Source organism: Peribacillus deserti, from assembly GCF_002863585.1.
In the GTDB taxonomy this organism is placed as follows: domain Bacteria; phylum Bacillota; class Bacilli; order Bacillales; family DSM-1321; genus Paraperibacillus; species Paraperibacillus deserti_A.
In genome coordinates this window covers 16,839-37,452 of sequence record NZ_PGUY01000056.1, presented here as the reverse complement: position 1 = coordinate 37,452, position 20,614 = coordinate 16,839, and the positions used below count along the sequence as shown (strand labels likewise).

13 protein-coding genes are annotated in these 20,614 nt (G+C 42.4%); 11 read left to right on the top strand and 2 right to left on the bottom strand.

Annotated features, from left to right (window positions below):
- Window positions 1-918 precede the first annotated feature (918 nt).
- Window positions 919-4,500, top strand: a complete 3,582-nt coding sequence (locus CUU66_RS17750; protein ID WP_180955343.1) for a lamin tail domain-containing protein — start codon at window positions 919-921, stop codon at window positions 4,498-4,500.
- 539 nt (window positions 4,501-5,039) lie between these two features.
- Here the strand turns inward: CUU66_RS17750 and CUU66_RS17740 are convergent.
- The gene (locus tag CUU66_RS17740; RefSeq protein ID WP_101644630.1) at window positions 5,040-5,276 is read right to left on the bottom strand and encodes a YgaP family membrane protein; all 237 of its coding nucleotides are present in this window, start codon (window positions 5,274-5,276) and stop codon (window positions 5,040-5,042) included.
- A gap of 143 nt (window positions 5,277-5,419) precedes the next feature.
- Here CUU66_RS17740 and CUU66_RS17735 point away from each other — a divergent pair, with 143 nt between their 5' ends.
- The 8 genes from CUU66_RS17735 to pruA all read left to right on the top strand — a co-directional run bounded on the left by CUU66_RS17735 (window position 5,420) and on the right by pruA (window position 16,941).
- Window positions 5,420-7,162, top strand: a complete 1,743-nt coding sequence (locus CUU66_RS17735) for an adenine deaminase C-terminal domain-containing protein (protein ID WP_101644628.1) — start codon at window positions 5,420-5,422, stop codon at window positions 7,160-7,162.
- A 50-nt stretch (window positions 7,163-7,212) separates the two neighbouring features.
- Window positions 7,213-8,238 carry a DUF3048 domain-containing protein gene (locus CUU66_RS17730; RefSeq protein WP_101644626.1) on the top strand — a complete coding sequence of 342 codons (1,026 nt, stop codon included), beginning with the start codon at window positions 7,213-7,215 and terminating at the stop codon, window positions 8,236-8,238.
- Between the two features lie 36 nt (window positions 8,239-8,274).
- Entirely contained in the window at window positions 8,275-8,595 is a 321-nt protein-coding gene (locus tag CUU66_RS17725) for a YerC/YecD family TrpR-related protein (RefSeq protein ID WP_101644624.1), read from the top strand.
- 225 nt (window positions 8,596-8,820) lie between these two features.
- Complete coding sequence (locus tag CUU66_RS17720; RefSeq protein WP_101644622.1) at window positions 8,821-9,516, top strand: heptaprenylglyceryl phosphate synthase; 696 nt, start codon at window positions 8,821-8,823, stop codon at window positions 9,514-9,516.
- 139 nt (window positions 9,517-9,655) lie between these two features.
- On the top strand, window positions 9,656-11,869 hold the full coding sequence (gene pcrA, locus CUU66_RS17715; RefSeq protein WP_101644619.1) for a DNA helicase PcrA: 2,214 nt from the start codon (window positions 9,656-9,658) through the stop codon (window positions 11,867-11,869).
- A gap of 26 nt (window positions 11,870-11,895) precedes the next feature.
- The gene (ligA, locus tag CUU66_RS17710; protein WP_101644617.1) at window positions 11,896-13,902 is read left to right on the top strand and encodes an NAD-dependent DNA ligase LigA; all 2,007 of its coding nucleotides are present in this window, start codon (window positions 11,896-11,898) and stop codon (window positions 13,900-13,902) included.
- A gap of 11 nt (window positions 13,903-13,913) precedes the next feature.
- Window positions 13,914-15,086 (top strand): CamS family sex pheromone protein, encoded by a 1,173-nt coding sequence (locus tag CUU66_RS17705; RefSeq protein ID WP_101644615.1) that lies wholly within the window; start codon window positions 13,914-13,916, stop codon window positions 15,084-15,086.
- A 307-nt stretch (window positions 15,087-15,393) separates the two neighbouring features.
- Window positions 15,394-16,941 (top strand): L-glutamate gamma-semialdehyde dehydrogenase, encoded by a 1,548-nt coding sequence (gene pruA / locus CUU66_RS17700; RefSeq protein WP_101644613.1) that lies wholly within the window; start codon window positions 15,394-15,396, stop codon window positions 16,939-16,941.
- Between the two features lie 121 nt (window positions 16,942-17,062).
- On the opposite strand, the gene CUU66_RS17695 is transcribed toward pruA, so the two are convergent.
- Window positions 17,063-18,418, bottom strand: coding sequence for an IS1182 family transposase (locus tag CUU66_RS17695; RefSeq protein ID WP_101644611.1), 1,356 nt, complete (start codon window positions 18,416-18,418; stop codon window positions 17,063-17,065).
- A gap of 431 nt (window positions 18,419-18,849) precedes the next feature.
- On the opposite strand from CUU66_RS17695, the gene gatC reads away from it, so the two are divergent.
- Window positions 18,850-19,140 carry an Asp-tRNA(Asn)/Glu-tRNA(Gln) amidotransferase subunit GatC gene (gatC, locus tag CUU66_RS17690; protein ID WP_101644609.1) on the top strand — a complete coding sequence of 97 codons (291 nt, stop codon included), beginning with the start codon at window positions 18,850-18,852 and terminating at the stop codon, window positions 19,138-19,140.
- Between the two features lie 12 nt (window positions 19,141-19,152).
- The gene (gene gatA, locus CUU66_RS17685; RefSeq protein ID WP_101644605.1) at window positions 19,153-20,610 is read left to right on the top strand and encodes an Asp-tRNA(Asn)/Glu-tRNA(Gln) amidotransferase subunit GatA; all 1,458 of its coding nucleotides are present in this window, start codon (window positions 19,153-19,155) and stop codon (window positions 20,608-20,610) included.
- Window positions 20,611-20,614: the final 4 nt, after the last annotated feature.

Sequence of the window (20,614 nt, the reverse complement as noted above, 5' to 3'; positions counted from 1 at the left end):
GGCTCGCACATCCTGTGCTTCGTGCGTTAGCCAAGCATAAGACAAGCGGGCCGTGGAAAGCGGGTTTTCCTTTCCATGGACCGATTGGCTTATGACTCGAGGGTCTAGGCGCTGGAGCCGGACAATGCCCGCTGCTCCCGCAGGAGTCTCGCACCTTACGTTCCAATCAACCTGTTTAACAATAGGATAGGTTTACCGAACTATTAAAAAACAACAATCTTTTAGAAAAAAGCCTTTTAAATAGATTTTTCCATATTCGAGGTTGAAAAGTCAGAAAAACGAGGTGAGGTTTCTCTATTTCGGCCGCTTTTTTAGCGTTCCTCGTTTTTTCTCGGCACTTTGTCTAAAATAGCAGATCCTTACTACACTTCATCATTTAGACTCACCTTGGACGCATAATAGAATAGCTTAACGAGGGGGAAATCAACAATTAAAAGGCATAGACCTATTAAACAGATCTTATGTTTTGGAAGCTTGTTTACTCCCGCTTTCTATCTCACCACATCGTCTATAAAAGTGACTATTTTCAAAATCTAACGGAATATTCCGGTATATCGGATTTAACCACTCATGCAACAGCTATAACTTACATGAGGAACTACATGAGCGATTACAAGGTACAGACCCAGCATACAGTCTCTTTATCTTTAGGAGTTTGTTCTGCTTTTTATCTCAGGATAAAGGATCATTCCAATGGCCATCAAATTTGTCCATATAAAAGAAGGATTCATACTTTGCCGGCTTAACCTTGAGCATCCCGTCAGGTGAGACAGGCCATTAATATGCCCGTTTTCTATACTTCCTGAATAACTGAAAGGAAGGGAATAAAAAAGCGGATTTAATACAGCATAAAAATAACTAGGGGATTCCTCACATCATCAGCCGGGACATTTTTACACAATCAGGGGGATGCAGCCATTGAAAAAGCTAATGCTACTTTTTATCGCGGTAATTATGCTGTTGCTTGGAGGCCATTACACCTATGGCCGGACAACTGTACCCGGACTTCCGGGATCTGACCGTTTCTTTCCGGATCTATTAATAACGGAAATCTCCGCAAATCCTTCAAAAGGAAACAGCCGCGGTGAAGGGTACGAATTTATAGAACTCTACAACAATACGGACCGCTCCCTTAACATAAAGGATTACAATATACGATGCCACATACCGGACGGAACATTTGTACAATGGGACATTACCGAGAACCGAAGAATCAGTCCGAAACAAGCGGTTGTTATCTGGGTAAAGAATAGTGACAGCTATAAGGATAAAGGGGAACTGACACATTCGGATTTTAACCGTCATTATCATTCGTCCCTTAGCAAAGAACAAGTAGTGAGCGCCGAGGCAAGCGGAATGTCTAATATACATGACCGTACTATTTCCGTCACGACTGATACAGGAAATACTATTGTGACAGCTTCTTATTTAGCTGGTGCTTACTCTCCTGTTACGCCAAATGGATCTTCCATTTTATATGACTTTCCGATGGATGGTTCCACTTCAATGGTTAAACGGGGGATATCGGATGAACCCGGGCCGGGCAGAGTCAGTAAAGGGCAGGTTCCTGAACAGCCAAATCATATAGTAGACCAAATGAGACCTTCTGTAATGCCGATAAAACTAAAGACTGAAATCCCGGAACGTACCGATCTGCCCATTTCTTTTCAGATTGAGGATGACCGGTTTATCCAGCGGGCTACCATCTACTTTAAGCGCCATCAGGATCGGACCTTCACGGAGGCTAATTTATCATCAACTGAGATAAATAATTTTTCATATGTAGTTTCCCGGTTTGATCTATTTGCTTCCAATCCTACTTTTGATTACTATCTAGAGGTTTCAGATGGGTATCATATGATTAAATATCCAGAAGACGGGAATCTGTCTATTGTAGTAGGAAACCCATCTACTTATAAACCTTTCAAAAAAGGGATATCACTTACCAACGATACGATTTTAAGCGGCAAAAAATACATAGAAGTCCATAAAAAAGAAGCCCGAGATAAGGTTCGGCTCTATAGGGATGACAGCCTGTTACAGACAAAAGCTGTATTAAGCCGGCCGCCGACTCTTGTTTTTGAAGCAAATAATATCAAGGAAGGATATAAGAATGCTCTATTTGCCGGAAAACGGCAGATCAAGATCCTTGAACCTACCCATGGTTCTTTCAGCCCGTTTGAAATCATGATACCTTTATCCAATATTAAGCAAGGAAAAAATGTGCTCACTGTCAGGTCCGGAAGCCGCCATAAGTCTTATGTGAAAAATTCTCCAATATTTAAAAACCAGCTGAATGACTTTGAAATGAAAAATGTTAAGCTGCTGCTGGGTGACGGCACCATCATAAGGCCTAAAGAAGTCATTGCAGACTATGGAGATGGAAAAGAAGTAAAAGAAATGTATAGGGATCAACGGATATATACTCTGGGTCATGGGAACCCGAGGCTGCGTTCTAATCAATCGACTAAAGCCAGCCTCCGCCGTTTTGTATTCCAGGTTCCTTCAGAAAAGTTTCTTACAGAAAGGGCTGTTGTATATACGAGTGACTTTGCGGATGGCAGATATAATGTTAAAGCGGTGATTAATGGAAGTGAACAATATGAAGCGAATCCGAAGTTTGATAACACAGCTCCCGAAATCAGTATAAAATCTTTGGCCGAGGGCCAGACCTACAAAGGAACCTTTACGATAGATGCAGAGTCTATAGATCGTGTATCCAAATGGTCATCACTGCAGGCAGCCTTAGACGGCAAAAGAATTAAACTTCCATACACTACGTCATCCGGCAAACTGAAGAGGGGAAAGCATTCAGTTATTTTTACTGCTTCAGATGCTGTAGGGAATGTCAGCAGAAAGACGCTTCATTTCCAGGTGGTGAACGAAGATCCTATTATTAAGGATACTGTTTTTCCCCGGAACAATTCTTCTGATGTTCCTCTTGATTCCAATCTGTCAGTAAAAGTGAATGATCCGACAAGAGATAATGTTAATGCCATATTTTATAGAGCTGACCGATATGATTACACAAAGAAAGGTCATATCAAAGGATTCTCTAATATTGCAGACCGTGAGCCGCCACTTGAACTTGAGGCGGCTGGAGAAGCAGAGTTAAGAGAACTAGAAGGCAGTAAGCTAAGTAAGCTTGATCATAACTATCTGTTAACGAAATCGAACCATGGTTTTCCATATCAGAGGTTTGATATTCCAATAGATGATCATATCTCTAAGGTCAGCGAGGCAGAACTGGAATGGACTGGCCATTCGTACAGCGGCAGACGTGTTACGATGTATGCATGGAACCACAAGCGCTACAAATGGGAAGCACTGGCTTACGGGTATGGAGATAAAGATTTTACCTTAAAAGCTGTATTAGATAAAAACAAGTATATAAAGGATCAAAAAGTCCAGGTACTTATACAGGACCTGCCGGAAGCTGTAAATCAGAACTTTACTCTAATATGGATGTCGGACACACAATATTATTCAAGTACCTTCCCATTCATTTTCCCAATTATGACGAACTGGGCTAAAACCCAATATGATAAGGGAAACGCAGGTTATGTTATACATACTGGTGACATCGTGGATTTCCGATGGGATCTAAACCAGTGGGATGTAGCGAGTAAAAGTATGGCTGCTCTTGATGGCGGCATGGTGCCATATGGCGTTACTCCAGGGAATCACGACGCAGGTTCCATTTTTATCGATTATAAAAATTATCAGAAATACTTTGGCCGGGGACGGTTCACGAGCCAGCCATCTTACGGGGGAGATCTCAATGATAACATTCATCATTATGATCTTGTTTCCTTTGGAGGCCATGATTTTATTATTCTTTACCTGGGGTGGGGAAGTGAGACGGACAACAGTACAATTAAATGGGCAAATTCCGTACTGAAAAAATATTCGGATCGGAATGCGATCCTGGCAACGCATGCCTATTTAGACATTGATGGAAAGCGCACTGCAAAAGGACAAACGATGTTTAATAAACTGGTCAAGCCAAATCAGAATGTGAAGATTGTTCTGAGCGGGCATTTCTTTGGGGCAAGCCGAAATGTGGAAGAAATACCTGCAGGAAAAGGTAAGGTACGCAGAGTCATTGAAATGCTTGCAGATTATCAGGGCGGCCCTGAAGGCGGACAGGGGTATATGAGACTGCTTCAGTTTGATCCGGCTAATAAACAATTGAGAGTGAAGACCTATTCTCCATACCTTGATCACTATAACTTTTTTGACAGCGGTACTGATGAATTTACCCTGTCAAAGGTCGAGTTAATTCCGATGCACAAACAGGTGGCTACAGACTATCTATCGCTTAATGTCTATACGAATGACAAAATAGGAATGGATGAAAACGTAAAAAGCAGCAGAAAGGCAGAAATTCCTATTAAGGGGTTAAAGCCCAGCATGGATTATTACTGGTATGTTGAAGTCAGTGATAAATATGGCGGAAAAGCCAAATCGCCAATCTGGAAGTTTACTACTGACAAATAAACGAAAAGGCCTTTGGTGCCGCATTGGCATGAAAGGTCTTTATCCTGAGTGCAATCAGGAATTTTTACCTGAGGTCCTGGTATGCATGAAACCGACACAATATAGTGAGATATTCACAATAAAACTATGAAGGCATTTTTCAATCTTTAGAGAATAGGTTACTTAAATCAACTAGGAACAAGGTGAATTGCATGACTGTAGACACCATTCTGAGGAAGCTAGAAGGAAAGAGGCAGAGTCTAATATATACCAGGAAAGGAACCGGGTCCGCTACAATATGAACGGCTCCTGTGATTGCAGCAGGGGCTTTTGTAAAAGTGTTATAGGAGGAAGAAGATCAACAGCCAAGATCATTGGGAAGGTGCAGGTAAATGTGGGACAGACTGCCTGCAAGGTACCTCATGCTGTAGAAAATCATAGTAAAATTGAGGATAGAGGGAAAATTGGATCCAAGGAAAAGACGTGCATCTGTTAAAATTCAATCATCATGAAAAACAAGGGCTAACGACTCGATAAATGGCCGGCCCTTGTTTTTGCTATCAGTTTTCCTGTTGATTCTGTTTGTTCATTTCCAAGCTTTGCTGCAGGAGGTCTGTTACTGGGCAATAGCGTGTAATGCCTTCCCCGATCTTCATTGCAGACATCATGGCGACCATAAGATACCTGCTTCTATTCGGTTTTTTTGAAAGTTTTGCCGTTGACCACGCCAGCATCGTAAATCCGCAAGTGATTCGAACTAAAGCATTCACAATACCTATATTTGCTTTAACGTTCATTGACAGCCTCTCCTTCATAAAAAGTTCACATTAAATCAGTAAAACTTTACTGTACTAAACTAAAATGTGTGGTAGTATTAAATAAATAAAACGCTTACATTTTTTAATTAATGTGAAATGTACGGTTCGTAAGGAGGATGTTCATGCTGGAACAGCGCTATCGATGGAAAAACAAACAACTGCGTGAGCATGTGGCTGTACTTGACGGTAAATTTCCACCTAATATATTGCTCACTAATGCACGATATTTAAATCCAACATTCAGAAAATGGATAGAAGCAAATATATGGATATACGATGACCGTATCGTATACGTTGGGGATATGACACCGGAAAACCTAACAGACTGCGAAGTAATTGACTGCAGCGACTATTATTTAGTTCCGGGTTATATCGAGCCGCATGCCCATCCATTTCAATTATATAATCCCCAGACTTTTTCGGCCTATGCATCGAAATATGGTACAACAACATTGATCAATGACAACTTAATGCTTTTCTTGCAAATGGAAAATAAGAAAGCGTTTTCCTTGCTTAAGGAACTGCGTAATCTTCCGGGTACCATGTATTGGTGGTGCCGCTTTGATGCTCAAACAGAGATCATGAACGAAGAATCTGTGTTTTCACATAGTAATGTGAAGGCATGGCTGGAGCATGATGCAGTGCTTCAGGGCGGAGAGCTGACCGGCTGGCCAAAACTAATGGCAGGCGACGATATGATGCTTCACTGGATTCAGGAAGCAAAAAGAATGCGCAAACAGATAGAAGGTCATTTTCCTGGTGCTTCGGAAAAAACGCTGGCCAAAATGAGGCTTTTCGGTGCTGATTGCGACCACGAGGCCATGACAGGCAAAGAAGTATTATCGCGGCTGCTGCAGGGATACACGGTTAGTCTAAGGAATTCATCCATCCGGCCTGATCTTCCTAATCTTTTACAAGAGATTTTGGAATTTGATATTGAAAACTTTGATAAATTCTTTTATACCACAGATGGGTCACCGCCTTCCTTTTATGAAGACGGCGTGATCGACAAGATGATCAAGATAGCGATAGAGGCTGGAGTTCCGCTGGTGGACGCCTATAATATGGGAACCATTAATGCTGCAAAATACTATAATATTGAGTACCTCCACGGATCCATTGCAACGGGCAGAGTAGCGAACATCAACTTTTTAGAAGATATCAATAACCCTACTCCCGTGTCTGTGCTTGCTAAAGGAAAGTGGATTAAACGAGGAGGAGAAAGTGCAGGCTTTGAATCCGAATTTAACTGGACACAGCATGATTTTGGTCCTTTACAGCTGGATTGGGATATTTCCATGGATGATTTGCAATTCTCTATGCCCTTTGGAATTGAAATGCTGAATGATGTGATTACAAAGCCTTTTTCTATCTCTACCGATTTATCATTCGATACATTATCCACAAACCACGATGAATCGTTCTTAATGATGATAGACAGGAATGGAAAATGGCGGATTAATACAGTTATAAAGGGCTTTGCTAACAGCCTGGGCGGTTTTGCCAGCTCTTACTCAAACACAGGCGATATCGTATTAATCGGCAAAAACAAAGAAGACATGCTGCAGGCATTTTATCGAATGAAGGAACTGGGCGGCGGAATTGTAGTCGCTGAGAAAGGCGAGATTGTTTATGAAATGCCATTGCTATTAAACGGACTTATGTCTGAAAAACCATTGGAAGAATTAATCCGGGAAGAAAATGAGCTGAAAAGGATCTTAAAAGAAAGAGGCTATAAGTTTAATGACCCAATTTATACGCTGCTATTCTTTTCGTCTACACACCTGCCTTACATCCGTATCACACCTAAGGGGATGTATGATGTGATGAATAAAAATGTTCTCTTTCCCTCTATAATGCGTTAAAATATAAAAGTAAATGGTTACCTCGCTTGGCGGGGCAAGGAGTTACAAGCATGAAAGTAAAATTGCTGGGAATCACTCTGGCTTCCCTTCTTATCGTAACAGGCTGCAGCGGCCACGATAAATCGGGAAAACCGTCCGAGCATCCTAATGAAGCTGCAGAACAGGAAGCAGAGCCAAAAGAATATTCCAATACCTTTCCGCTGACAGGTATCAGAACGGATGAAGCTGTAAATCAGCGGGCTGTTGCAGTAATGGTCAATAATCATCCGAAAGCCAGGCCGCAGTCCGGTTTATCAAAAGCGGATATCGTTTATGAACTGCTCGCTGAAGGTGAGGTTACACGCTTTCTTGCCATTTACCAAAGTGAAAAACCAAAGCGGGTAGGACCTGTAAGAAGTGCAAGGGATTATTATATTCGTCTGGCAAAGGGATTCAACAGTCTCTATATCCTTCACGGCTACAGCCCTGAAGCGAAGGAACTGCTTGAACAAGGCTATATGGATCACTTGAATGGTTTGAAGTATGATGGCACTTTATTTAAGAGGGAGCCTTCCCGTAAAGCGCCGCATAACTCTTATATTTCCTTCAAGAATATCCTCAAGGGAGCAAAAAACCATTCTTACAATATGGACACTCCTCCTGGACCATTCACCTTTTTAGAGAAGGAACAAGTGAACAACTTAGGCGGCGAAGCAGCAGAGGAAGCTGATGTTTCTTATCATTCAAGCCAGTTTGATGTCCATTATGAATACGACAGCAAGATTCAAAAATATAAAAGATATACAGCTGAAGAACTTACAGTTGACGAAGAGACAAACAAGCCTGTTCTCATCGATAACCTGCTGGTGATCGATGCCCCTCATCAGGTTACCGACAGCAAAGGCAGAAGGGACATTGACCTTCAAGCTGGGGGAAAAGGGTATCTGCTGCAAAAAGGGAAAGCAAATGAGGTGGACTGGGAGCTGGAGAACGATATAATCGTTCCGCTGATCCATGGCAGTGAAGCAGGATTTGTACCAGGGAAAACCTGGGTGAATGTTATTCCAGATGTTTCTGACCTAAGCATAAAACCTTAATATAATCGAAACCGTATTTCTAGAAGGAGTCCATATATGCAAATCAATAAACTAAGAGGAAAAGAACTGGATCAGCTTTTTAAATCCGTTCTCTCACTTGAAACCTTGGAAGAATGCTATCTTTTCTTTGATGACTTATGTACGGTAAATGAAATTCAGTCATTGGCCCAGCGCCTGGAAGTTGCCCGGATGCTGCGCGAAGGGAACACATACCATAAGATCGAAACAGAAACAGGTGCAAGCACAGCTACCATCTCACGGGTGAAACGCAGCTTGAATTATGGCAATGATGCCTATGAAATTGTACTGGAACGAATTAAAGACGAGCAGAAAAAGGAAGAAGAGCCGGCTGAATGAGCCAGCTCTTTTTTTGATGCTCTAGGCTTTATGCTTACAAATCCATCTCTTTTTTCCTCCGTCACAGTCAGCCGGGTCACTCAGGGACAGGCAGGATCTTAAAATATCCCTCCTTTTAATAACCCCTCAGAATTTACCTGTAATTTTCTCCCGGCTTCTATTTTTTATTGGAAATTTCTAATGGTATAATGGGGAAATGGGATATTGAATATGGAGGATTTTTTTATGTACGATTATCGAAAGTGGGAGCATGTTTTTAAGCTTGATCCTAATAAGGAACTGTCTGATGACCAGCTTGAGAGGATTTGTGAATCTGGTACAGATGCGATTCTTATTGGTGGGAGCGATGGGGTTACTTTAGAAAATGTGCTTGACTTGATGTCCCGCGTACGCAGATATACGGTGCCGTGTGTACTGGAAGTTTCAGGAGTTGACTCTGTCACGCCTGGTTTTGATTTATACTTTATACCTACGGTTTTAAATAGCAGGAATCCTGATTGGATTGTGAACCTTCATCATAAAGCCGTCAAAGAATACGGTGAGATTATGGATTGGGATGAAATTCATGTAGAGGGTTACTGTATTATAAATAGTCAGTGCAAAGCGGCAAGCTTAACGGAAGCTGATACGGACCTTACGGAAGATGATGTAACGGCCTATGCCATGATGGCAGAGAAGATGTTTAAGCTGCCTATTTTTTATTTAGAAAACAGCGGAGAATATGCCTCTCCGTCCTTGGTACAAAAAGTAAAGAATAAACTTAAGGAAACGGTGCTGTTCTATGGCGGAGGAATTAAAACTCCTGAACAGGCGTGCGAAATGGCATCATCGGCGGATGTTGTCGTGGTGGGGAATGTTATTTATGAAGATTTAGAAAAGGCGCTTCTGACGGTGAAGGCAGTAAAATCTTCTGAAAAATAGTTAGTAAACATGCTAAGTAAGAGTTTGTTGGAAATCTTATACTTTGTTAAAAAGACGCTGAAATCAACAGACAAATTTATGAAATTATAAAAAACATGTTATAATAGGAACGAGTGTTCTATTATGGGAGTGGATATATATGCAATTCCTTTCAGACCGATTATTGAAAGGGTTAAATAATGAACAGCAGGAAGCAGTAAAAGCAACCGATGGCCCGCTATTGATCATGGCAGGAGCGGGAAGCGGAAAAACGCGGGTACTTACTCACCGTATTGCTTATTTAATGGTGGAAAAACAGGTAGCTCCATGGAATATTCTCGCTATAACCTTTACGAATAAGGCAGCCCGGGAAATGAAGGAGCGTATTAAAGGAATTCTGGGAGGAGCCTCAGAGGATATCTGGATATCAACCTTCCACTCCATGTGCGTGAGAATTCTGCGCAGAGACATTGACCGCATCGGGTATAACCGTAATTTCACCATTTTGGATACCACAGATCAGCAGTCTGTTATTAAGCAGATTTTAAAGGATAAAAATCTGGATCCAAAAAAATATGATTACCGTGCCATTCTTGGATCGATCAGTTCAGCTAAAAATGAGCTGATTGATGAAGAAGAATATGCGGGTATGTCCGGCGGCTTTTTTGAGCAGGTGGTAGCGGATGTATATAAGGAATATCAAAGACGCCTCCGCAAAAATCAGGCGCTGGATTTTGATGATCTCATTATGAAGACCATTTTACTGTTTACTAGAGTTCCGGAAGTGTTAGAGTTTTATCAGCGGAAATTCCAGTATATTCATGTGGATGAGTATCAGGATACGAACAGGGCACAATACATGCTAGTAAAAGCTATGGCTGCACGTTTTAAAAACCTGTGTGTAGTCGGGGACTCGGATCAGTCCATCTATCGCTGGCGCGGTGCAGATATCGCGAATATATTAAGCTTTGAAAAGGATTATCCCAATGCGAATGTGATTTTGCTTGAACAGAATTATCGTTCTACCAAGAGAATTCTGAAAGCAGCCAATGAAGTTATCTCAAAGAATATGAACCGAAAGCCGAAGAATTTGTGGACAGAAAATTTGGAAGGCAATAAAATCTCCTACTACCGTGCGGATAGTGAGCAGGGTGAGGCGCAGTTTGTTGCAGGAAAAATTAATGAAATGACGCGGGGTGGCAGAAAGCTTTCCGAAATTGCAATTCTTTACAGAACCAATGCGCAGTCACGTGTGATGGAGGAAGTTCTGCTAAAATCGAATATTCAGTATTCCATTGTAGGCGGAATTAAGTTCTATGACCGAAAAGAAATCAAAGACATCTTAGCTTATCTCCGGTTAATTTCCAATCCGGATGACGATATCAGCCTGCGCCGAGTTATCAATGTTCCGAAGAGGGGAATCGGAGCTACTTCTCTAGACAAGATTGCTGATTTTGCCGGCCTGCATGATATGTCTATTATGCAGGCACTTGATTCTGTTGAATTGATAGGGGTCTCTCCTAAGATTACGAAAGCGGCCGCTGAGTTCAGAGATTTAATCAATGGATATTCTCAGATGCAGGAATATTTGTCTGTAACAGAGCTTGTTGAACAGGTTCTTGACAAAACAGGCTACCGCGAAATGCTTCAGGTAGAAAAAACGATTGAATCACAGAGCAGGCTTGAGAACATTGACGAATTTTTATCCGTTACGAAAAGCTTTGAAGAAACCAATGATGATAAAAGTCTTGTAGCGTTCTTAACAGATTTAGCATTGGTTGCGGACATTGATTCTCTTGATGAAACGGAAGAGCCGCAGGATTCGGTAGTCCTGATGACACTTCACTCAGCTAAAGGCCTTGAATTCCCCGTCGTCTTCCTAATTGGATTGGAAGAGGGGGTATTCCCTCACAGCCGCTCTCTTATGGAAGAGGATGAAATGGAAGAAGAGCGCCGTCTAGCATATGTTGGGATTACAAGGGCCGAAGCTGAACTGTTTATGACAAACGCTCAGATGAGAACGTTGTTTGGCCGTACCAATATGAATCCAGTTTCCAGATTTATTTCAGAGATACCAGAAGATCTTCTGGAAGATTTAATGCCGAAGTCAAAACAATCCGGATTTAAGTCTTCACAGCAGGATACAAGAAGACGTCCAGCTGCAGCAAGAACCGTGACGATGAAGCAGACGACAACCGGCGGGGACGAGATCGGGTGGAATGTCGGCGACAAGGCTGTCCATAAGGTATGGGGAACAGGAACTGTCGTCAGCGTAAAAGGAGAAGGAGAAGGGAAAGAGCTGGATATAGCGTTCCCAAGCCCAACTGGGATTAAAAGGTTGCTTGCTAAATTCGCCCCGATTACCAAGGGCTAGCTCTAGAAAAGGAAAGGGCTGTATGTATGGAACGATTGGATGCCGAAAAGCAGATTCGAGAACTGCAGACTATTATTAATCAATATAACTATGAATACCATGTACTGGACAAGCCGTCTGTGCCGGATGCGGAGTACGACCGCCTTATGCGCGAGCTTATTGAGCTTGAGGAGCATTATCCGGAATTCAGAACACCGGATTCACCAACTGTCCGGGTGGGAGGCGCCATTCTCGACATGTTTGAGAAAGTCGAGCACCGGACACCGATGCTGAGTCTCGGCAATGCTTTCAATGACGTCGACCTGCGGGATTTCGACAGGAAAGTCCGCCAGGCTGTAGGGGATCCATTTACCTATGTATGCGAATTGAAAATAGATGGACTGGCTGTGTCACTCAGATATGAAGATGGTTTATTTGTGAAAGGCGCTACACGTGGAGATGGGACGATTGGTGAGGATATAACGGCTAATTTACGAACAATCAAGTCCATCCCGCTCAGAATTAAAGAGCCTTTCACGATGGAGGTCAGAGGCGAAGCATACATGCCGAAGCGCTCGTTTGAAGCGCTGAACAAAGCGAAAGAAGAGCGGGGCGAAGAGCCTTTTGCGAACCCGCGGAATGCAGCAGCCGGCTCATTGCGCCAGCTCGATCCTAAAATAGCAGCATCGCGGAATCTGGATATCTTCCTGTATGCAATCGCGGACCTTGGTGAAACAGGTGTCGAGTCACACAGCGAGGGACTTGACCTGCTGGATACGCTTGGCTTTAAAACGAATAAAGAAAGACAAAGATGCGCCGATATTGAAGAAGTCATTGCATATGTAGAAGGATGGGTGGAAAGACGTCCAAACCTTCCGTACGATATTGACGGCATTGTTGTAAAAGTAGATTCTTTAGAACAGCAGGAGAGGCTGGGCACTACAGCAAAAAGTCCCCGCTGGGCTATAGCTTATAAATTTCCGGCTGAAGAAGTAGTCACTATATTAAAAGATATTATGCTTACCGTAGGAAGAACGGGTGCCATCACACCGACTGCGATCTTGGAACCAGTCCGTGTCGCTGGAACAACCGTGCAGAGGGCGACACTGCATAATGAGGATTTAATTCGTGCGAAGGATATTAAATTGGGCGACTCTGTTGTTGTAAAAAAAGCAGGGGACATTATTCCTGAGATCGTAAATGTCCTTCCGGAAAAACGTACAGGCAGTGAAGTGGAATTTACTATGCCGACACATTGTCCGGAATGCGGGAGTGAGCTTGTACGGCTGGAAGGAGAAGTTGCACTAAGGTGTATCAATCCTAAATGCCCTGCACAAATAAGAGAAGGGCTTATACATTTTGTTTCAAGAAACGCCATGAATATAGAGGGACTTGGAGAAAAAGTGATCAGCCAGCTGTTCGCTGGAGATCTGGTCCATGATGTGGCAGATATCTATAAGCTGACACATGAGCAGCTGATTGGCATGGAGCGTATGGGTGAAAAGTCTGTATCGAACCTGTTGAAAGCCATTGAGGGATCTAAGGGCAATTCACTCGAGAAACTATTATTTGGCCTTGGTATCAGACATGTTGGTGCAAAAGCAGCTAAAACGCTGGCTCAGCACTTTGGCAGCATGGATGCCCTGCAGAGAGCGGACGCTGAAGAACTGACCTCCATAAATGAAGTCGGCGGTAAAATGGCTGAATCTATTGTGGCTTACTTTGAAATGGAAGAAGCGGCGGATTTGATTAATGAGCTGAGATCTGCGGGTGTGAATATGGAATATAAAGGACCTAAGCCTGTCACTGCAGCAGAATCCGATTCATTTTTTGCGGGAAAAACCATCGTTTTAACCGGGAAACTCGAACAGCTGTCACGAAACGAAGCCAAAGAAAAGATAGAGGCACTCGGCGGAAATGTAGCAGGCAGTGTGAGCAAAAAGACAGATTTAGTTATTGCGGGAGAAGATGCCGGTTCTAAATTGGCTAAGGCCCAGGACTTAGGGTTAGAAGTCTGGGACGAGGAGAGAATGCTGGAAGAATTAAACAAATAGAGGTGTAAACGATGAAGAAGAAAATATCCTTTATCGGGTTGGCGCTTCTCTTACTATTAACGGCGTGCGCGCCTAAGTTTGATAAGCAGGAGGAAGTTATCCAGGATTCAGAAGCTAAAAAGGAAAAAGCGATCATTCCGAAGTATAAAATTTCGGATAAATATTATCGTACAACCCTTCCGTTTGAGCCCAGTGAAGCAAGAGGGCTTGTCGTAGCAAACCTGAATACCCGCTACGATATTAATGAGTTTGAAACAGGGTTGATGAGGGTTGCCCAGCATACATTTGATCCTGATAAATATTTATTCAAGGAAGGGCAGTTTCTTGATAAAGAAGAGGTATCGTATTTGCTGAACCGGAAGTTCACCAAGAGCCAGCTTAAAGCAGAAAAACTAAAGGTTGAAGACAATATTGGACTTAATCCTTTAGACCCTGGAAAAGGGGATATAGATAAGCGGCAGCAGGAGAACCCTTTGTACCTCGCTCATATTTTAGAGCATGATTATTTAATTAAATCGGACAAAGACACAGTCGGTCTTGGCGGTGTAGTAATTGGACTCGCCCTAAACTCTGTACACTATTATAAAAAAGAAGATTTTGGCGCCGATTATGAAACCCGAATTCCTAAGAGCGAGCTGATGGAGGAAGGAAAGAAGATTGCTCAGCAGGTACTGCAGCGGTTGAGAAAGAAATCTGAATTAAAGCAGGTTCCTATCACGATAGCATTGTTTGAGCAGGCGCCTAAGACATCGGCAGTTCCTGGGAATTTCCTCGCTTATTCAGAGGCGGGAGAAGGGGAAGGCAATCTTGGTAAGTGGCAGAATATCAATGAAAAATATGAATTGTTCCCTCCTCCAAAGACAGATGAGAAACATAGAGAGGATGTTAACTCCTTCTTGAATTTCAAACAAGATGTGGAGGAATATTTCCCTAATTTTAATGGGGTGATTGGACGGGCTTTTTATTCAGATGATCAGCTTCAGGATCTGAGCATAACGATTCCAATTCAATTCTATGGAAAAGCAGAAGCAGTCGGGTTTTCCCAGTATGTGACGGGTCTTGTTATGCAGCATTTTCCTGAGTATGTATCCGTTGAAGTTAATATTACATCTGTGAATGGCCCTGAAGCTCTCATCGTCAGAAAGCCTGAAACAAGTGAACCTTTTGTCCATATTTATGAATAACCTGAGCCCTTTTCGTTTTTTACGGAAAGGGTTTTTTCTATAGTTTTTTTGAAAAGGATATGGCAATTTGAAATTCAAAATACAAATAAAGAATAATTTTTTTATAAAAGGGATTACAAGTAAAGTGTATTTATGCAAGCGTTTTATATATCTGTTGAGTTTTGTCTGAATAAAAATTAATAGATTAGTATAATTTTTTTGAATGTTAGCTAGAATGTAATTCCAAATAGAATATCATAATTGAAGACTTAGATTTTATGAGTTAGAATAGGTATGTTGATTAATTTTAATAGAGGGAGCGATGGGGATGGTACAACCTTACAAGCATGAACCGTTCACGGACTTTTCCGTAGAATCAAATAAACAGTCTTATCTAAAAGGTCTCGAGAAGGTAGAAAGCTACCTTGGCAAGGATTATGAATTAGTTATCGGCGGAGAGCGCATTACTACTGAAGATAAAATCGTGTCAGTAAACCCGGCAGATAAAGAAGAAGTAATCGGCCGTGTTTCTAAAGCAGACCGCGAACTTGCAGAAAAAGCAATGCAGGCAGCTGACGAAGCATTCAAAACCTGGAAAAAGACAAAACCAGAAGTTAGAGCAGACGTGTTATTCCGTGCTGCCGCGATTATCCGCCGCCGCAAGGATGAATTCTCTGCCTTGTTAACGAAGGAAGCAGGAAAGCCGTGGAACGAAGCAGATGCTGATACTGCTGAAGCTATCGACTTCCTGGAATTCTATGCACGCCAAATGCTGAAGTTAAAAGATGGAATTCCAGTGCAAAGCCGTCCTAATGAATTTAACCGCTTTAACTATATTCCTCTAGGAATTGGTATTATCATTTCTCCGTGGAACTTCCCGTTTGCAATTATGGCTGGTACAACTGTAGCTGCTATTGTAACCGGTAACACCGTTCTGTTAAAACCAGCTTCTACCACTCCAGTTGTTGCTGCAAAATTCGTGGAAGTAATGGAAGAAGCAGGACTGCCAAAAGGCGTACTGAACTTTGTTCCTGGAAGCGGTGCTGAAGTTGGGGATTACCTGGTTGACCATCCTCGTACACGCTTTATCTCATTTACTGGATCCCGTGATGTAGGTGTCCGCATCAATGAACGTGCATCTAAAGTAAACGAAGGCCAAATCTGGCTGAAGCGTGTGATCGCTGAAATGGGCGGTAAAGATACTATTGTTGTAGATAAAGAGGCTGATTTAGAGCTTGCTGCTCAATCAATCGTGAAATCTGCATTCGGATTCTCAGGACAAAAATGTTCTGCATGCTCACGTGCTGTTATCGTAGAAGATGTATACGATCAAGTATTAGAGCGTGCAGTGGAGCTGACAAAAGACTTAACAATCGGAAACCCAGTTGATACAAGCAACTTCATGGGTCCAGTTATTGATAATAATGCATTTAACAAAATTATGGAATACATTGAAATCGGTAAACAAGAAGGCCGTTTAGCTGCAGGTGGAGAAGGCGACAACTCTAAAGGCTTCTTCGTACAGCCTACTATTATCGCTGATGTAGACCCTAAAGCACGTGTGATGCAGGAGGAGATTTTCGGACCGGTTGTAGCGTTTGCTAAAGCACGTGACTTTGACCATGCTATTGAGATCGCAAATAACACGGAGTATGGATTGACGGGTGCTGTTATTACTAATAACCGTACAAACTTGGAAAAAGCACGTGAAGATTTCCATGTAGGAAACCTCTATTTCAACCGCGGTTGTACAGGAGCTATCGTTGGATACCAGCCATTTGGCGGATTCAATATGTCCGGTACCGACTCTAAAGCAGGCGGACCAGACTACCTGGCATTGCACATGCAAGGCAAAACAACATCAGAGGCATATTAATAAAACGATTCAACAATGGAAAACCCCACAATAAGTGGGGTTTCAGACTGTCGACAAACCCCCTCTTTAAATCCCCGATTTGAAGAGGGGTTGTCTATTTTAAGGAGAAACTAAGCAGGTTTTATGCTGGACATGGCTTCTGCCATGTCCAATTTGCCATTTTTTTAAGATTCATTGCAGCGAAAGTAAGCATCGCCTGCATGGACAATTTTTTAAGTCCCCGTAGGGTTGTCCATCGCATACCATGCTTTTCTTTTGCATCTGCAAAAACACGTTCAATGGTTTCTTTGCGCCTTGCATAGATTTCTTTATTTTCGACAGTGTGTCGCAAATGGTTTGCCTCTTCTATGTAATCTTCCCAGACGTGGCGATGTATCCATTTCTTATGGTCCTTGCTTTGTGTACATTGGGCAAGTACTGGACAATCTGCACATATCCGAGAATCTGAAACATACTGTTTATACCCTTCTCGAGTCGTAGTTTTATAGCTCAGTACCTGTCCTTTCGGACATAGGTAACAATCATAATGTTCATCATATACATATTCGTACTTCTTGAAGAACCCGTCCTTTGTCATTGGCCTTGTGTAAGGCATTACAGGCCTAATCTCATTGTCCATCATGAGTTTTGAAATGTACGGAGTTTTGTATCCAGCATCAACAGCTACCGCTTCGGGTTTCTGTACCTTTATCATCACTTCTTCAAGCAGCTTATCGAACATCCGGCTGTCATGTACATTGGCTCCTGAAACTTTGGTTGCCAGAATAAACCCTCGCGAATCACAAGCCGTATGAAAGGAATAGGCAAACAGCTTTTCACGTTCATCCTTCACATAATAGCCGCTCTCGGGGTCGGTGGTGCTGATCTTAATTTCCTTTGTTTCCTCTTTCGTTTGTGGGGGAAGAGGCTTTTTTCCATGCATCTCACGATCGGAGTTAATTTCTTCGTCTAACTGATGTTGGTAACTCCTTGTTTCCACTTGGACGACTGTCTTATTGAATTTCTTTTTATTGGCACTTGCCTTTACATGCGTGGAATCGATGAAAGCAATAGAAGGGTCTACCAGTTTTTTATCCATTGCTTCTTTAAGGATCTTATAGAAAATTTGTTCAAAGAGATCCGTATCATGAAACCGGCGTACATAGTTTTTACCAAAGGTAGAGAAATGGGGAATCCTTTCTGTGAAGCCGTACCCCAGGAACCAGCGGTAAGCAACATTCGTTTCAATTTCACGTATGGTTTGACGCATAGATCGAATACCGAAAAGGTATTGGATAAACACCATTTTAATAAGAACTACAGGATCTATACTTGGCCGACCGTTATCGTGACTGTATTTATCCTCAACCAACGTATAAATGAAATCAAAATTGATAGCACTTTCAATTTTCCGGACCAAATGGTCCGCAGGAACAAGTTGATCAAGAGCAACCATTTCAATTTGGAGACGATTATCTTCTGAACGCTTTGATAACATCTAAAAAACCCCCACTAACTAAGATTTTCTACCTCCATTATACAAAAAAAGCTTGTAGACAAGTCTAAAATTAATAGACTTTGTCTACAAGCTGAAACCCCACAATAAGTGGGGTTTTTATTTTCGGAAAATTGGGGTTTAACCCAAAAGTATTTCCCAGACAATATTCGAGGTTTTGCGGATTAAGGAGCCGACATTCTTTTTGCTGGGAGCGGCCAGGGCAGCTGCGGTTGTATCTCATTAAAGCCCATATTAATTAAACGTTTGATTAGATCGTTTCGACAGAGCTCTCGGGGAGATTTTCCAATTTTCGTTTTTATGTTCATTTCTCCGGCGATTGCTTCTGAAACGTGTGCCAGCTGTTGCTTTAATGCGAAAAAGTCTGATATTATCAATATATTGTTTATGTACGATATCTGGAGGTGAAAGAGATGAGCCGTATATCAGCCCATCAAGTAAAACATGTAGCAAATCTAGCGCGTCTGGCAATAACTGATGAAGAAACAGAAACGCTGACAAAAGAACTCGATGCCATCATAACATTTGCTGAGCAGCTAAATGAACTGAATACAGAGAATGTTGAGCCGACTTCTCATGTTCTCGAAATGAAGAATGTACTAAGGGAAGATGAAGCAGCAAAAGGGCTGCCGATTAAAGAAGTTCTGAAAAATGCACCTGACAGCAAGGATGGCCATATCAGGGTGCCGTCCATTATGGAGTAAGGAGGGGAAATTATGTCATTGTTAGACCATAAAGCAGCTGACCTGCACGGTCTTTTACATAAGAAAGAAATTAAGGTATCTGATCTGGTGGACGAGTCTTTCAAGAGAATTAACCAGGTTGATCATAAAATAAAAGCATTCTTAACGCTAAATGAAGAAAATGCTCGGCAGCAGGCTCTCATGTATGATGAAAAATTTGCGGGCGGCGAAAAACTAGGTGCTTTATTCGGAATGCCTATAGGGATCAAAGATAATATCGTTACCCAAAATATTAGAACCACCTGTGGAAGCAGGATTCTAGAGAATTTTGATCCTATATACGATGCTACTGCGGTCCAGAACCTGAATAAAGCAGGGACCATAACAATTGGGAAATTAAATATGGATGAATTCGGGATGGGTTCTTCCAATGAAAACTCTGCCTTTCAAAAGACCCTTAACCCGTGGAATCTGGATTATGTTCCAGGCGGATCTTCAGGAGGATCGGCGGCGGCAGTTGCGGCCGGAGAAGTTCTTTTCTCTCTTGGATCGGATACAGGCGGTTCTATCCGACAGCCCGCTGCATTTTGCGGCGTTGTGGGCCTAAAGCCTACATATGGCCGCGTTTCGCGCTTTGGCTTAGTAGCATTTGCTTCGTCCCTTGAGCAGATTGGCCCTATAACACGTACAGTCGAGGATAATGCATATCTTCTTGAGGCTTTGGCAGGTGTAGATTCTATGGACTCCACGTCAGCAAATGTGAAGGTTCCTAAATATACCGAGAGCTTGACAGGGGATATTAAAGGCCTGAAGATCGGGGTGCCAAAAGAGTACCTAGGTGAAGGGGTAAGCGCTGAATCCAGGAATTCCGTTTTAGAAGCCTTGAAGGTGCTAGAAAAGCTTGGGGCGAAATGGGAAGAAGTTTCTCTTCCTCATTCAAAATATGCTCTTTCTGCTTATTATCTGCTGTCTTCCTCAGAAGCTTCAGCCAATCTGGCACGCTTTGATGGAGTTCGCTACGGCTACCGTACAGACAATGCCAAGAATCTAATTGAAATGTACAAAAACACCCGTGCTGAAGGCTTTGGAGATGAAGTAAAACGCCGGATTATGCTTGGAACATTTGCATTAAGCTCTGGCTATTATGATGCCTACTATAAGAAGGCACAGCAGGTCCGTACTTTGATTAAGAAGGACTTTGAAGATGTGTTTGAAAAGTATGATGTGATCATCGGGCCGACAGCACCAACCCCTGCCTTCAAGCTTGGAGAAAAAACGACTGATCCGTTGACCATGTATGCAAATGATATTCTGACTATTCCTGTTAACCTTGCAGGTGTACCGGGAATTTCTGTCCCATGCGGTTTTGCTGGCGGACTGCCATTAGGGCTTCAGATCATCGGCAGGCATTTTGATGAAAGCACAGTCTACCGGGTGGCACATGCCTATGAGCAGGCAACATCATTTCATAAAGAAAAACCGTATCTGTAAGGGG

Coding starts and splice junctions, on each gene's coding strand:
- CUU66_RS17740 (WP_101644630.1), bottom strand. CDS start 5,276: ATGAACGTTAAAGCAAATATAGGTATTGTGAATGCTTTAGTTCGAATC.
- CUU66_RS17735 (WP_101644628.1), top strand. CDS start 5,420: ATGCTGGAACAGCGCTATCGATGGAAAAACAAACAACTGCGTGAGCAT.
- CUU66_RS17730 (WP_101644626.1), top strand. CDS start 7,213: ATGAAAGTAAAATTGCTGGGAATCACTCTGGCTTCCCTTCTTATCGTA.
- CUU66_RS17725 (WP_101644624.1), top strand. CDS start 8,275: ATGCAAATCAATAAACTAAGAGGAAAAGAACTGGATCAGCTTTTTAAA.
- CUU66_RS17720 (WP_101644622.1), top strand. CDS start 8,821: ATGTACGATTATCGAAAGTGGGAGCATGTTTTTAAGCTTGATCCTAAT.
- pcrA (WP_101644619.1), top strand. CDS start 9,656: ATGCAATTCCTTTCAGACCGATTATTGAAAGGGTTAAATAATGAACAG.
- ligA (WP_101644617.1), top strand. CDS start 11,896: ATGGAACGATTGGATGCCGAAAAGCAGATTCGAGAACTGCAGACTATT.
- CUU66_RS17705 (WP_101644615.1), top strand. CDS start 13,914: ATGAAGAAGAAAATATCCTTTATCGGGTTGGCGCTTCTCTTACTATTA.
- pruA (WP_101644613.1), top strand. CDS start 15,394: ATGGTACAACCTTACAAGCATGAACCGTTCACGGACTTTTCCGTAGAA.
- CUU66_RS17695 (WP_101644611.1), bottom strand. CDS start 18,418: ATGTTATCAAAGCGTTCAGAAGATAATCGTCTCCAAATTGAAATGGTT.
- gatC (WP_101644609.1), top strand. CDS start 18,850: ATGAGCCGTATATCAGCCCATCAAGTAAAACATGTAGCAAATCTAGCG.
- gatA (WP_101644605.1), top strand. CDS start 19,153: ATGTCATTGTTAGACCATAAAGCAGCTGACCTGCACGGTCTTTTACAT.